At 64.9% G+C, this 14,140-nt stretch carries 11 protein-coding genes; 10 read left to right on the top strand and 1 reads right to left on the bottom strand.

Annotation, left to right across the window (positions count from 1 at the left end; translation table 11 throughout):
- Positions 1-386: 386 nt before the first annotated feature.
- From fliF to IEV75_RS11550, 9 genes are all read left to right on the top strand, one after another.
- Entirely contained in the window at positions 387-2,024 is a 1,638-nt protein-coding gene (fliF, locus tag IEV75_RS11510) for a flagellar basal-body MS-ring/collar protein FliF (protein ID WP_188452719.1), read from the top strand.
- 3 nt (positions 2,025-2,027) lie between these two features.
- Complete coding sequence (gene fliG, locus IEV75_RS11515) at positions 2,028-3,062, top strand: flagellar motor switch protein FliG (protein WP_188452720.1); 1,035 nt, start codon at positions 2,028-2,030, stop codon at positions 3,060-3,062.
- 1 nt (position 3,063) lies between these two features.
- Positions 3,064-3,747, top strand: coding sequence for a FliH/SctL family protein (locus IEV75_RS11520; protein WP_188452721.1), 684 nt, complete (start codon positions 3,064-3,066; stop codon positions 3,745-3,747).
- Positions 3,740-4,111 carry a flagellar motor switch protein FliN gene (fliN, locus tag IEV75_RS11525; protein ID WP_188452722.1) on the top strand — a complete coding sequence of 124 codons (372 nt, stop codon included), beginning with the start codon at positions 3,740-3,742 and terminating at the stop codon, positions 4,109-4,111. Before IEV75_RS11520 ends, fliN begins: the two co-directional genes overlap by 8 nt.
- A gap of 41 nt (positions 4,112-4,152) precedes the next feature.
- Positions 4,153-5,514 (top strand): sigma-54-dependent transcriptional regulator FlbD, encoded by a 1,362-nt coding sequence (gene flbD / locus IEV75_RS11530; protein ID WP_188452723.1) that lies wholly within the window; start codon positions 4,153-4,155, stop codon positions 5,512-5,514.
- A 101-nt stretch (positions 5,515-5,615) separates the two neighbouring features.
- The gene (flhA, locus tag IEV75_RS11535) at positions 5,616-7,724 is read left to right on the top strand and encodes a flagellar biosynthesis protein FlhA (protein ID WP_188452724.1); all 2,109 of its coding nucleotides are present in this window, start codon (positions 5,616-5,618) and stop codon (positions 7,722-7,724) included.
- Positions 7,725-7,738: 14 nt separating this feature from the next.
- On the top strand, positions 7,739-8,746 hold the full coding sequence (locus IEV75_RS11540) for a flagellar biosynthesis protein FlhF (protein WP_188452725.1): 1,008 nt from the start codon (positions 7,739-7,741) through the stop codon (positions 8,744-8,746).
- Complete coding sequence (locus IEV75_RS11545; RefSeq protein WP_188452726.1) at positions 8,743-9,561, top strand: nucleotide-binding protein; 819 nt, start codon at positions 8,743-8,745, stop codon at positions 9,559-9,561. The genes IEV75_RS11540 and IEV75_RS11545 overlap by 4 nt, the downstream gene beginning before the upstream one ends.
- Before the next feature lie 40 nt (positions 9,562-9,601).
- A complete protein-coding gene (locus tag IEV75_RS11550; protein ID WP_188452727.1) occupies positions 9,602-9,928 on the top strand; it encodes a hypothetical protein in 327 nt (108 codons plus the stop codon).
- A gap of 244 nt (positions 9,929-10,172) precedes the next feature.
- Here IEV75_RS11550 and IEV75_RS11555 read toward each other — a convergent pair whose 3' ends face one another.
- A complete protein-coding gene (locus IEV75_RS11555; protein WP_188452728.1) occupies positions 10,173-11,276 on the bottom strand; it encodes a DUF6607 family protein in 1,104 nt (367 codons plus the stop codon).
- Positions 11,277-11,385: 109 nt separating this feature from the next.
- On the opposite strand from IEV75_RS11555, the gene IEV75_RS11560 reads away from it, so the two are divergent.
- On the top strand, positions 11,386-13,503 hold the full coding sequence (locus IEV75_RS11560) for a TonB-dependent receptor domain-containing protein (RefSeq protein ID WP_233351847.1): 2,118 nt from the start codon (positions 11,386-11,388) through the stop codon (positions 13,501-13,503).
- Positions 13,504-14,140: the final 637 nt, after the last annotated feature.

Raw genomic sequence — 14,140 nt, forward strand, 5'->3', positions numbered from 1 at the left:
AGACCCCGGCTGCATTTCGGGTTCCGCAATATTTCCACGTCATTCCGGCCGCAGCGAAGCGCAGAGCCGGAACCCAGCTTTTATTAGCTCCGCAACGCAGCCCCGGCCCGCGCGGCACAGGCCGTCGCGTGCGGGTGTTTGACGCGTTTCACCGGCGCAAGCCGGTGCCCAGCCCATCTGGACCCCGACTTTCGTCGGGGAAACGCAAAGGATATTCCCTTCCCCCGTTGAAAACGCCCCTGCTGGCAATAGCGGCGCTTTTCCACAGGCATGGGCTGGGATTTGGTAACTCTCGTTAAACACTCGTTTACGCGGGCAGTGGGAAAAACTTGCCTACCAGTCCGGCAAATCGCCGCGCTGGCCAGAGGGGCAAGGCTTTTTCACCCGTGAACGCGCTATTTGAACAACTGGCAAAGTTTGGTGTCGGCCGCCTGACGGCCATTCTCGGCCTGACAATTGGCGCCGCAGCCGCGCTCGTCATCTTCACGATGAGCATGAATGGCTCCCGCGAGGCATTGCTCTATTCGGGCCTGCAGCCGCAGGACGCCGCCGCCGTCAGCGAACGCCTCGGCCAGGCCAATATCCCTTACACCCTGCGCGAGGGCGGCACCGCCGTGTTTGTCGACCGCCAGCGTGTGGACGAGGCCCGCCTGCGCGTCGCGCAAGGCGGCGCGCTCGGTTTTGGCTCGGTCGGTTACGAGATTTTCGACGAGACCGACGCGCTCGGCACGACCAGCTTTGTCCAGAACATCAACGCCAAGCGCGCGCTGGAAGGCGAGCTCGCCCGCACCATCAATACGCTCGGCGTGGTCAGTGGTGCCCGCGTGCACCTGGTACTGCCCGAGCGGCGCCTGTTTTCCCAGCAGGTGCAGGAGCCGTCCGCCTCCGTCATTGTCAATCTGCGCGGCCAGATAACGCCCGAGCAGATCGCCACCATACGTGATCTCGTCGCCACCGCCGTTCCCGGCCTCAGCGCAAACCGCATCACTATCGCCGATGACCGGGGCCGTCTGCTGGCCAGCCCGTCTGACGACGGCTCGGTGACCAGCGCCGCACTGGAGGGCCGCCGCTCCAGCCTGGAATCCGAACTGCGCGACCGTGTTCGCGATGTCGTGGAGGGCATTGTCGGTCCCGGCGCTGCCCGCGTGGTCGTTACCGCCGATCTCAGCCGTGAGAGTATCACCGAGAGCAGCCAGACCTATGACCCTGAAGGCCAGGTGCGTTCTGGCCGCGAGATGACCGAGGAATTCACGCGCGAGCCCGCCGGACGCAATAGCGGGGCGGTCTCGGTCGCCGAAAACCTGCCCGAAGGCGGCGAAGCCGGGCAAGCCGAGGGCGCCGTGATGGCCGAGACCGGCCGCAATTCGCGCGTGGAGAACTTCCTGAACTCGTCAACAACACGCACACGTGTTGTCGAGGCTGGCGCCATTGAACGCCTGTCGGTGTCGGTCGTGGTCGACGAGGTGATGACGCGCGGCGAGGACGGCTCGCCGGTCTTCACGCCGCGCAGCGAGGAAGAGATCGCCCGCATCCGCCAGCTTGCCGCCGTGGCAGCCGGTCTCAACGAGGATCGCGGCGACGTGATCGAGGTGGCGCAGCTGCGGTTCTCGCGTCCTGATCTCGATATCGGTACGCCGGCCAGCTCCGGCTTCTCGCTCAGCCGCGGCGATATCATGCGCATTGCCGAGATTGCGGTTCTGTTCATCACCGCGCTTCTGATCGTGTTCATGGTGGCCCGCCCGCTGATCAAGGGCGCGATTAGCGGCCCGGCCCCGGCACTGGCCGGCGCTGGTGCCGGCGGCGGCACGCAGGCTCTGCCCTCCCAGCCGAAACAGGCCGCCATCGCCCATTCCGGTGATGGCCAGTTCGCCCTGCCCGATTCCGGCGAACCCGAAGAGACCATCGATATCGCCCATATCGATGGCCAGGTGAAAAAATCGTCTGTGAAGAAGGTCTCCACGCTCGTCGAGAAACACCCCGACGAGTCGATGGCGATCCTGCGCAGCTGGATGCACGAGAGCTAGACGATGGTTGCACCAGCCGTAAAACGCAAACTGATCGACGACCCTTCCGCCCTGGAGGGGCCAGAAAAGGCCGCCGTTATCCTGATGGCGCTGGGCGAAGAACAGGCTGCGCTCTGGGAGATGATGGATGAGGAGGAAATCCGCATTGTCTCGCAGGCCATGGCCTCGCTGGGCAACGTGTCCTCCCAGGCGGTCGAAAAGCTGATCGTCGAATTTGTCGGCTCGATGTCGACCACCGGCTCGATCTCCGGCTCGGTGGAGCGCACTCAGCGCCTTCTGATGAGCTTCCTGCCCGAAGAGCGCGTCGAAGCCATCATGGAAGAACTGCGTGGCCCGGCCGGCCGCACCATGTGGGACAAGCTGGGCAATGTGAACGAGATGGTTCTGGCGAACTATCTCAAGAACGAATACCCCCAGACCGTGGCTGTGGTCCTGTCCAAGGTGCGCTCTGAACATGCCGCCCGTGTGCTCTCGGCCCTGCCGGAGGATTTTGCCCTGGAAGTCGTGCAGCGCATGCTGCGCATGGAGCCGGTCCAGCGCGAAATTCTCGACAAGATCGAGATGACCCTGCGCAACGAGTTCATGAGCAACCTGGCGCGCACGTCCAAGCAGGACAGCCACGAAATGATGGCTGACATCTTCAACAATTTCGACCGCCAGACCGAGAACCGCTTCCTGGCGGCACTCGAAGAACGCAACCGGGACAGTGCGGAAAAGATCCGCTCGCTCATGTTCGTGTTCGAAGATCTGGGCAAGCTGGACCCGCAAGGCATCCAGACCCTGCTGCGCGCGGTCAACAAGGACCAGCTGGGCCTGGCGCTGAAAGGCGCCTCGGACACGCTGCGCGATCTGTTCTTCTCCAACATGTCCGAACGCGCCGCAAAAATCCTGCGCGAGGACATGCAGACCATGGGGCCTGTGCGCCTGAAAGACGTCGATCAGGCCCAGCAGGCCATGGTCAACACCGCCAAGGACCTCGCCGCCAAGGGCGAAATACTCATCGCCGATGGCGGCGGTGATGACGAGCTGATCTACTAGGATGACCGCTTTGACCACGCGCCACACGCCTTTCAGCTTTGACCGGGTCTTCGCATCCGACGGCACGGTGCTGCGCGATGGCCAGCGCATCAAACGCATGCTCACCCTGTCCGAGGCGCAAGAGCAGGCCGATGCGGCCGCCGCGGAAGCGCTGAAAGCGGACAATGCCGAGGCTGCCCGCGCCGCCGCAGAGGCGCTGAAAGTCCTGACCGGGCGGATACAGGCCATCCTGACCCGCATGGAAGCGGAGTCAGAAGCGATGCGGGCGGATGCAGCGCGTCTGGCCGTCGCCGCCGCCCGTCAGATCGCCGGTGCTGCGCTCGCCGCCCATGGCGAGGAGACGGTTCTGGAATGTGCCCGCTCCATCATGGACGATCTGCGCGCCGAGCCGCGCATCGCGGTGCGTGTCACCCCGGCCCTTGCCGACACGATTGCCGAGCGGCTGCACGCCGAAGCTGACCATATGGGGCTTGAAGGCGCCGTCATCGTGCGCGCTGACGAGGAGGTGGCCACTGGCGATTGTGTGCTGGAATGGCGCTCCGGCTCCATCGAACGCACCGCATCAGACATCGAGACACGCATAGCCGAGCTGGTGGAGCGCTGGCTGGCCACGCCTGCCGAGACCCCCGCCACCCCCGACGAACTGGACGAAGCCGAGACGCTCAAGGAGCTCAAACATGGCTGATTCAACCGATCTCGACCTGCCCGACCTGAACAGGGGGCAAGGCGCAGCCGGGCCGGAGGATTCCGCTTCCACCGATCTGCCTGCCCAGTCACTGGTCGATGAAGCCGTGCGCACGGCCGTTGATCTGGCTCCGGTCTATGACGTGCCGGTCAATATCTCGGCCGTTCTCGGCAAGACCCATATCGACGTGAACTCGCTTCTGAAACTTACCTCCGGCTCGGTGCTGGAGCTGGACCGCAAGGTCGGCGAGGCCATCGACATCTACGTCAATAACCGCCTGGTGGCACGCGGCGAGGTGGTCGTCGTCGACGACCGGCTCGGCGTGACCATGACCGAAATCATCAAGGACGGGGACTCCGCATGACCTCCGCCATCCCCATCCCCGCTGCAAGGAGAATCTGAGCCATGCGTGTACTCATAGTCGGCTCGCTCGCAGGGCAATCAGGAACCGCCACCAAGATGGCGATGGACCGCGGCGCCAAGGTCTCCCAGGTGGACACGCCAGCGCAGGCAACCGCCTATTTGCGCGCCGGGCGCGGGGCCGATCTGGTCATGGTCGATGTCAGCCTGGATATTGGCGCCTTTATCGCCGCCAACGAGGCCGAGCGGATTACCGTTCCGGTGGTGGCGTGTGGCGTGAATGTCCGCCCCGACACTGCTGCCGGCGCGATACGGGCTGGCGCCAAGGAATTCATCCCCCTGCCGGCCGACCCGGAACTGATGGCGGCCGTGCTGGAAGCGGTCAGCGATGATGAGCGCCCGATGGTGGCGCGCGACAAGTCCATGCTGGCCGTGGTCGAGCTGGCCAACCGCATCGCAGGTTCCGATGCCTCCGTGCTGATCACTGGCGAAAGCGGCGTCGGCAAGGAGGTGATGGCACGCTATCTCCACCGCAAGTCAAAGCGCGCGGCCAGGCCCTTCGTCTCGGTGAACTGCGCCGCCATCCCGGAAAACCTGCTGGAGTCCGAACTGTTCGGTCACGAGAAGGGCGCGTTCACCGGCGCTGTGGCCCGCCGGGTCGGCAAGTTTGAAGAGGCTGATGGCGGTACGCTCCTGCTGGACGAAATCTCCGAGATGGACGCCCGTCTGCAGGCCAAGCTCTTGCGCGCCCTGCAGGAGCGCGAGATCGACCGGGTGGGCGGCTCCGGCCCTGTAAAGGTCAATATCCGCGTTATCGCCACCTCCAACCGCGATCTGCAAAAGGCCGTACGCGAGGGCGTTTTCCGCGAAGACCTGCTCTTCCGCCTCAATGTGGTGAACCTGGCCATTCCGCCCTTGCGTGAACGGCCCGAGGACGCCCTGGCGCTCGCCGAACACTTCCTGAAGAAATATGCCGCTGCGAACGGCCTGCCTCACCGGGCGCTCAATGAAGCCGCCAAGCTGCAGATCACGACCCGCAGCTGGGCAGGCAATGTGCGCGAGCTGGAGAACGCCATGCACCGGGCCGTGTTGCTGGCATCGGGTACCGAGATCGGGCCTGACGCCATCCGCGCGCCGGACGGTTCGGCCTTCCAGAGCGGTGGTGGCGGAGTTGCCCGTCAGGCTGCCGAGGCGGCCGATGCCGCCCACCACATGGTCGGCCGCACCGTGGCCGAGGTCGAACAGGATCTGATCCTGGACACGCTGGACCACTGCTTTGGCAACCGCACCCATGCCGCGAACATTCTCGGCATCTCGATCCGCACACTTCGCAACAAGCTGAAACTCTATACCGATCAGGGCATTCACGTCCCCGGACCCGGCGAGAGCCGCGCCGGGGCAGCGTAGGACCAAGGGCTGAGTTTCCCCGGCGAAAGCCGGGGCCCAGCCTGTTTTCTGGATCCCGGCTTGCGCCGGGAAGACGACTGAATTGAAGGACTGAAACGCCCTTGGCTGACACACCCGCATCCGGTTCCGCACCCGGCCTTGACTGGCAGAAGCTCGGTCAGAGGCTGGCGCGTGGTGATGTCGCCATGGCGGTGGGCGTGCTGGCGATCCTGGTCATGCTCATCCTGCCCATGCCGCGCGCACTGCTGGACATTTCGCTGGCGATCTCGATCTGCTTTTCGGTGCTGATCCTGATGACGGCGCTGTTCATCCGCACGCCGCTGGAATTTACCGCCTTCCCGGCAATTTTGCTGATCGCGACCATGCTGCGGCTGGGGCTTAACGTCGCCTCCACCCGCCTCATCCTGTCGGAAGGCCATGAGGGCACAGCCGCAGCAGGCGACATCATCCAGGCCTTCGGCGCCTTCGTGATGCAGGGCAATTTCGTCATCGGCATCATCGTTTTCATCATTCTGGTGATCGTGAACTTCGTCGTCATCACCAAGGGTTCGGGCCGTATCGCGGAAGTGGCCGCCCGCTTCACCCTTGATGCCATGCCCGGCAAGCAGATGGCGATTGATGCCGACCTGTCGGCGGGTCTCATCACCGAGGACGAGGCGCGCACGCGCCGCAAGGAGCTGGAAGACAAGTCCAACTTCTTCGGCGCCATGGACGGTGCCTCAAAGTTCGTGCGCGGCGACGCCGTGGCGGGCATCCTCATCACCTCGATCAATCTGATCGGCGGGATGATCATTGGCGTGGCCCAGTCCAACATGGCGTTTGGCGATGCGGCCTCCACCTATTCCACGCTGACAATCGGCGACGGGCTGGTCTCGCAGATTCCCGCCCTGATCGTGTCACTGGCCGCCGGTCTTCTGGTCTCCAAGGCGGGCGTTGATGGCGAGGCAGACAAGGCCGTGTTCGGCCAGCTCGCCGCCAACCCGACCGGCATGGCGGTGGTCTCGGCTGCGGCGATCTCCATTGGCCTTCTGCCGGGCATGCCGCTTTTCCCGTTCGCGGTACTGGCAGCAGCGGCGGGCGGTACAGCCTTCATCATGAACCGGCGAAAGGTGCAGACCGCCGAGCGCGAGGCCGCCAGTATCGAAACCGAAGCTGCCGCGGCAAAGCAGCAGACCGAAGCGCCGATTGAGGATTCGCTGCACATTGACGAGCTGAAGATCGAGCTCGGCTATGCGCTCCTGCCGCTCATCAATGATGTCGAAGGGCGGCGCCTGACCGATCAGATCAAGGCGCTGCGCCGCAATCTGGCGCAGGATACCGGCTTCATCCTGCCCAGCGTGCGCATCATCGACAACATGCAGCTGACGGCAGAAGACTATGTGATCCGCATCAAGGAGATGGAGGCGGGCGCAGGCCAGCTGAAAATGCGCCATCTCCTCGTCATGGACCCGTCCGGCCAGCAGGTCTCCATGCCCGGCACCCATGTGAAGGAACCCGCCTTCGGTCTGCCGGCCACCTGGATAGAGGAAGGCGCGCGCGAGGAGGCCACTTTCCGCGGCTACACAATCGTCGATCCGGCCGCGGTGCTCGTCACGCACCTGACCGAACTCTTGCGCGAGCATCTGGCCGACCTGCTCTCCTACTCCGAAGTGGAAAAGCTGATCGACGGCCTGTCCAAGGAGCATAAAAAGCTGGTCGACGACATCACGCCCGGCCAGATCACCCGCGCAGGCATTCAGCGCGTGCTGCAGAACCTGCTCAAAGAGCGCGTCTCGATCCGTGATCTTGCAGGGATTATCGAGGGCATCGCGGAAGCCTCCGGCGCGACGCAGAACCTCGATGCCATCACCGAGCATGTGCGCACGCGCCTTGCCCGCCAGCTCTGCTTTGCCAATCGCGGACCCGATGGCGCGCTTCCCGTCCTGAGCCTCTCACCGCAATGGGAGCAGGCCTTTGCCGAAGCCATGATCGGGGACGGCGAACGCCGCCAGCTCGCCCTTGCCCCGACACGCCTGCGCGAGTTTGTCGCCGCCGTGCGCGATGCCTTCGACCGGGCGGGCGCATCGGGCGATGTGCCGGTATTGCTGACCAGCCCTGCCATCCGCCCCTATGTGCGCTCGCTGACCGAGCGCTTCCGCCCGTCTACAGTGGTAATGAGCCAGAACGAGATCCACCCCAGCGCGCGGCTGAAAACCGTCGGCGCAGTCTAGGGAAGGTTTAAGCCATGCGCCTTCGCACCTTCACCGCCGCGTCGATCAGCGAGGCCATGGCACAGGTGCGCCGCGAGCTGGGGCCGGACGCCATCATCGTCGCCACGCAGGAACGCGCCGATGGCGGGGTGAGCGTGCGCGCGGCCGCCGAGGAAGGCGCGGTGCAGCCCTCCAAGGACTCGCCAAAGCTCGCCGCCAGGCGCCGCGAGGCCGAACGCACGCGCGGGCGCGGTGACAATGCAGACGGCATCACCCGTATCGCCCGCGCGCTCGCCTGGCATGACGTGCCGGACAGCGCCGCCGAAGCCATCATGGACGCGGCGATCAGCCTGGAAGATGCCGAGCCGACCGCCACCCTCGCCCATGCGCTGGACGCGCGCTACGCGGTGCATCCGGTCGAGATCATGCCGGCAAGGCCCATCCTCTTTGCCGGTGCGCCGGGGGCTGGCAAGTCCTCCGTCATGGCGCGCCTTGCCGCGCGTGCCGTCTCGCAAGGCGTGACCCCGCTTCTGGTCTCCTGCGATCAGCGCGCAGGCGCAGCCGCCCAGATGCAGACCTATGCAAAGGCGCTGCAGCTTGAATTCGAGGCCGCGCCCGGCGCACGCGAGCTGGATCTGGTGCTGGACGGCGCCAATGGCCGCCCGGTCTTCATTGATACCGGCGGGGTGAACCCGTTCGAACTGGAAGCGCTGGAAAGCCTCACTTACCTCGCCGCCACCGCCGATGCCGAGATCATCGCCGTGATGGAGGCCGGACAGATACCCGCCGACGCCGAGGATGCCGCCGCGCTGTTCAGCTCCATCGGCGCCGCAAGGGTGATCTTCACCCGGCTGGACATCGCAAGACGCATGGGCGCGCTGCTGGCCGCCGGAGAGGCGGGGCTTTCCTACGCCCATATCGCCGCCTCGCCCTTTATCGGGTCGGGCCTGGCCCCCGCGACGCCCTTGCGGCTGGCGCGCGCCCTGCTTGAAGACCCGCATGACGATTCTGGCGAAGACGGGCCTGAGGAGGCCGCACCATGAAGCAGTATTTCAGCACCACCGCCGATGACCAGCCGCGCAAAGCCGGCTCGCTTCTGGCCATAGCCTCCGGCAAGGGCGGGGTCGGGAAGACCGTGGTGGCAGGCGCGCTCGCCAGCGCCTTTGCCGCGCGCGAGGAACGCACGCTGCTGGTTGATGGTGATCTGGGCATGGCCAATATCGATGTGCAGCTGGGGCTGGACCCGCGCGGGGATCTCTCCGGCGTCATGTCCGGCCAGATATCACTCGCCGAGGCCGTCTCGTGCGTTTCGGGCGGGGCGGACATGACCGGCGGGTTTGACGTTATTGCCGGGCGCTCCGGCTCAGCCGCTTTGGCGGGGCTCGACAGTACAGGCGCGGCGCGCCTCGCCGCCGGAATTGCCGCCGCCTCCATGACCTATGACCGCACGCTGATCGATCTGGCCGCAGGCGCCGACCGCGCCACGATCCGCCTTGCCGCGGCGGCCGATGATGTGGTGCTGGTCATGTCCGACGAGCCGACCTCGCTGACCGATGCCTATGCGTTTGTGAAGCTCCTGCGCCTGAGGGATGAAGGGGCCGCCCCGTTCATCATCATCAACAACGCGCCCGACAAGGCGAGCGCGGACATGGCCTATGCCTCGTTTGCGCGCACGTGCGAGAGCTTCCTCGGTTTCCGCCCACCGCTCGCCGGGATCATCCGCCGGGACAGCAATGTGCCCAAGGCTATCCGCGCGCAGACAGCGCTGAAAACCCTCGCCCCCGGCACGCCCGCCATGCGCGACATCGAGGCCATTGCCGGGCTTCTTGCTGCGGGGGCCGAGAGCGCTTACGCTTGAGCTTTCCGGTGGGGGCCGGGCGATAAGCTTGGGGGGAACCATGATCGAAGAATTTGCCACCCGGCTGATCGCCGGGTTCACACCTGCAACGCTGATCCTGTTAACGCTGGTCTCTATCGTGGCCGCGCTTGTCATGCGCCGCTGGAGCCAGCTTTCGGCTGCCGCGCTGTTCGCCTTCGCGGTAGACTGCGTGGCACGCTACCTATTGGAGCTGGGCGCCGCCGATGGCGTGCCGGTCAATTTCGCCATGGAACTCGCCATGACGCGCCTCGACGCAGGCGCGATCAGCGCCATGGCCCGCCCCTTCCTCTATCTCGCCGTCATCGCCGCCCTGTTCTGGGTGAAGAAACGCTATGGGGGGAAGTAGGGGGCGCGGTTTCCTCCGTCCGGGCCATGGATCCCGGGTCAAGCCCGGGACCCCGGCGGAGAGGTCAGTGTCAAACTGGCAAGGCTATCGATACCGGCAACACAATCCGGGGCCCCGGCCCCCGAGCCGGGGTCCATATTCATACCGTGCAGGGTCTGACCGCCCTCGCCGAAAAAACTGCGGCGCGCGTCAGGGCAAACGCGCGCCGCAGCATCTAACCGTCCGATGTAAAGGGAGAATCCCTTCAGGGGAGGATATCGGCCGGTTGTCCGTTCGCCGTCACCCGCGTCTCGATGACCGCAGCGGCATTGGCAAAGGCTTCTTCGGTTTCACGCGCGCCCATGAACACGGCCTGCCCTTCGGAGAGGACCGGGCCATAGAGCAGCGTGCCTTCGGCGTCGTCTTCGGCGGTGAAGACATCGGCCAGCATGATCTCGTCCCACGCGGCGCGGACCTCGGCCCAATAGTCTGCCGTGGCGGCCCAGTAGCGGTGGGCGTTCTCAACGCCGGTCAGCTCGGTGCGGCGATAGGTGTTGATGCCGTGCTCGCGCACCAGCTCGCGGGGCTCACCATCGCGTAAGGCCAGCTTTGAATTGTCCTGCTCATGGGTCCAGCCCCAGGCGGTGATGGTGTGGCGGTTCACGGCTGCGATCGTATCATAATCATCGCGCGTAGTGGCATCGCGGCGCGGCAGCGGACGCCAGGAGACAGCCGGCGTCCAGGTGGACGCGCCTGGCCCATGTTCCCAGCGGGCGAGACCGGCATAGCGCGGGGAATCGTCCACCTGATAAACGGTCTGCGACCAGCTCCCTTGCGAGTCTTCCGCGCTCACATCTTCCATCTCCCATGTATTGAAGCCGCGATAGGCCATCAGGCGTTCCGGCTCATACTGCCAGTCCTGACGCCAGTGCTTGATGACCGTCGGGTCTTCACGGTCGCCCACCAGCAGGAGGTGTTGCAGCGAGATGAAGCCCGGCTCGTCGGCGATCACGATCACCACTTCGCGCGCCGGTGTCTCGGTAGACGGGCGCAGCTCATAGCCTTCGGCAATCGGCAGATATTCATTGAAGGCGAAGGTGACGGCGTATTCGCCCTGCATCGCCAGAATGGCCTGACGGTCGGCCTCGGCCGGCACGCCCGCCTGGTCTTGCGTCTGCACGCTTTCAGCTACCGCCCCACCGAGCGCGGCGGCCGGCCCTGCCAGCATCGCCAGCGCCAGAAAACTGCCCGTCAGCCCTGTTACGACTCGTTTCACCGTCACATCTCCATCTGTTGCGTAGCCCAGCCCTGCAAGGGCTGCAGCGATCTCTGCCTGCCTCAAGAACGCGTAGTTCAGTCCCTTGCGCATGGCCTACTCCGTCAATTGCAGTTTTGCAAACGATTCTGACTTGCATTCTGAAATCGTCACCGACATACATGCCGCAATTGAGACTTATTCGCAAGAAGGAAGCTGCACGATGTCCTCCCCGGTTCACACCCTTTCCACCTCTGTCCGCGCTGGCCTGCTGGCCAGCGCCGCCGCTCTGGCCCTGCTGCCTGCCACGGCGCTCGCCAACGATGCCGACACGGCGCAGGTCAATGAGGCGAGCGAGACGATCATCGTCACCGCCACGCGCACCCGTCTGCCCAATTTCGATTATCCGGGCATGGCCTCGGTGATTGATATGGAATGGCTGGAATCGCAGCGCCCTTCAGACCTGAACGACCTTCTGCGCGATACGCCCGGGCTTGAGGTTGCAGGCGGGCCGCGCCGGACGGGTCAAACTCTGTCGCTTCGCGGATTTGGCCGGGAGAATATCGCTCTTCTGGTCGATGGCGCGCGGCAGAATTTCTCCTCCGCCCATGACGGCGTCCTCTTCATAGATCCGGGCCTTCTGGGCCGCGTGGAGACCGTGCGCGGCGCAGCCTCTGCGCTTTATGGTTCGGGTGCATCGGGGGGTGTGATCGCGTTTGAAACCGCCAATGCCGATACCTTCCTGCAGGCTGGCGAGACGCGCGGCGCACGCGCGTCCATCGGCTACCGCTCCGGCAATGAGGAAACGCGCGGTTCGGCCGCCGCATTCGGACGCAATGATGTGGTCTCCGGCCTCGTCGCTCTGTCGGCGCGCTCCTCTGGCGATATCGCGCTGGGCTCCGGCAATGACCTGCCCGCAGACGATGAGGTGATCTCACTGCTCGCCAATGGCGAATGGCGTGTCAGCCCCGGCCTCACCCTGTCGGGCGGCGTGCTCTCCTTCCGCAATGAGGCGCGCGAGCCCAACAATGGTCAGGGCGCGCAAGTCGTGGCGGGCGGCAACCCGCTGATGGAGAAAGATGTCAGCGCCGATACCTACCGGGCGGGCCTGCGCTTTGCGCCCGAAGGCCAGTCCCTCATCGGACTGGAGATGACACTCTACCGCACCGAGGGCGGTGTGGATGAGCGCGATCCGCTGACCGGCCGCTTCATCACGCGCGATCTGACCACGAATGGCTTGCGCGCCGAGAATCGCTCCGAGTTCCAGCTGGGCACGCTGCCAGTCGCGCTGACCTTCGGCGGTGAGTGGTATGAGGATGAGCAGACCGGCACAGACAGCGACGTGCCCGCAGGCACGCGCGGCGGTGTGCCAAACGGCACCACGACCTTCTACGGCGCCTACGTGCAAGGTGAGACCGAGTTTTCCGCCGGTGCCCTGGGCCGCGTGATCCTGCTGCCGGGTGTGCGCTGGGACAGGTTCGAGAGCGATAGCGATATTGGCGGCGCCAATGAGGACGAGGCCGTATCCGCCCGCTTCGGTGCCACCTGGGCGCCGGTGGAGCCGGTGCGCATCTTCGCCAGCTGGTCAGAAGCCTTCCGCGCGCCCTCGCTGAACGAGCTTTACCTGGACGGCACGCACTTCTCCCTGCCGCACCCCGTCCTTGGCGCGCCGAACTTCATCACCAACGAGTTCATCCCCAACCCTGCCCTGCGCCCCGAAACCAGCGAAACCATCGAGGTCGGTGCAGGCTATACCCATACCGGCCTGTTCAGATCTGCAGACCGGCTGGAGGTGAAGGGCGCCTGGTTCCGCACCCGCGCTGATGACCTCATCAATCTCGCGGTGGATTTCGCCTTCTCGCCCACATGCTTTGCCCCGCCCTTCTTCGCGCCCTGCTCGGCGGGTACCTCCTTCTCCAGCAATGTGGCCAATGCCGAACTGACCGGGTTCGAGATCGCCGCTCTCTACCAGAACGGGCCGCTCACCCTGTCGGGCTCTGTCTACGAGGTTGATGGCGAGGACCGCTCCACCGGCGCGCCGCTGGGATCTTTACAACCCGTGCAGGGCTATGTGCGCGGCGTCTGGAGCTTTGATCGCGCAGACATCGGCGCGCGCCTCAGCTTTGCCGGTGATTTCGACAACACCACAGCGGGCAATGAGCGCGACGGCTTTGCGGTGCTCGACGTGTTCGGCAGCTGGCAGCCCTTCGAAAACCGCGCCGTGCGTATCAATGCGGGCGTGGAGAATGTGTTCGACGAAAACTACGAACGCGTGTTTGCGGGCGTCTCCGAAGCCGGCCGCACCTTCCGCATCGATCTCAGCTGGACCGGGGGTTGGTAAGCGCGATTCCCTCCGCTACCCAGGTCTTGGCCCCGGAAGTGACTGAATGCTTCAGTTTGCGTTTCACCGGCGCAAGCCGGTGCCCAGCCCTTCTGGACCCCGACTTTCGTCGGGGAAACGCGGGGATGGCGGAAACGCAGAGGGTTGGGTTTCCGGCGCGCAGTGCCGAAAAGCGCGAACGCGCGCCCGCGACTTTTCGCGGAACATCGCAGCCCGGATGGGCTGCGCAAACCAAGACGGCCGGTTGAGGGACCAGCCGGTACAAGACCCCCGCACCTGTCCAGAGGGTGCGGGGGTTTTTCGTGTGGTTGGACAGTGGCTACCTGACTTCTCCTCAACTCGTCATTCCAGAAAGCGCGAAGCGCTTATCTGGAACCCAGCCTCTCAAAAAAACTGGATTCCGGCTTTCGCCGGAATGACGAAGGGTAAGGGACAAATAGCGAAAATGGGTCCCCGCTCGGGGACGGGGACCTGAGGTGGAGAGGTACACGCTTCCAGTGGCAAGCAATCTGGATCGGTAAAACGCAGCACAACCGGGTTCCCGGGCTTGACCCGGGATCCATGTTTTCAGCTCTCGAAGCGTTCCATGGGTCCCGGCTCGGGGACCGGGACCGCGGTGGAGAGGTTGGAGCAATAC

Origin of the sequence: Glycocaulis albus (assembly GCF_014639075.1) — a bacterium.
GTDB lineage: Bacteria > Pseudomonadota > Alphaproteobacteria > Caulobacterales > Maricaulaceae > Glycocaulis > Glycocaulis albus.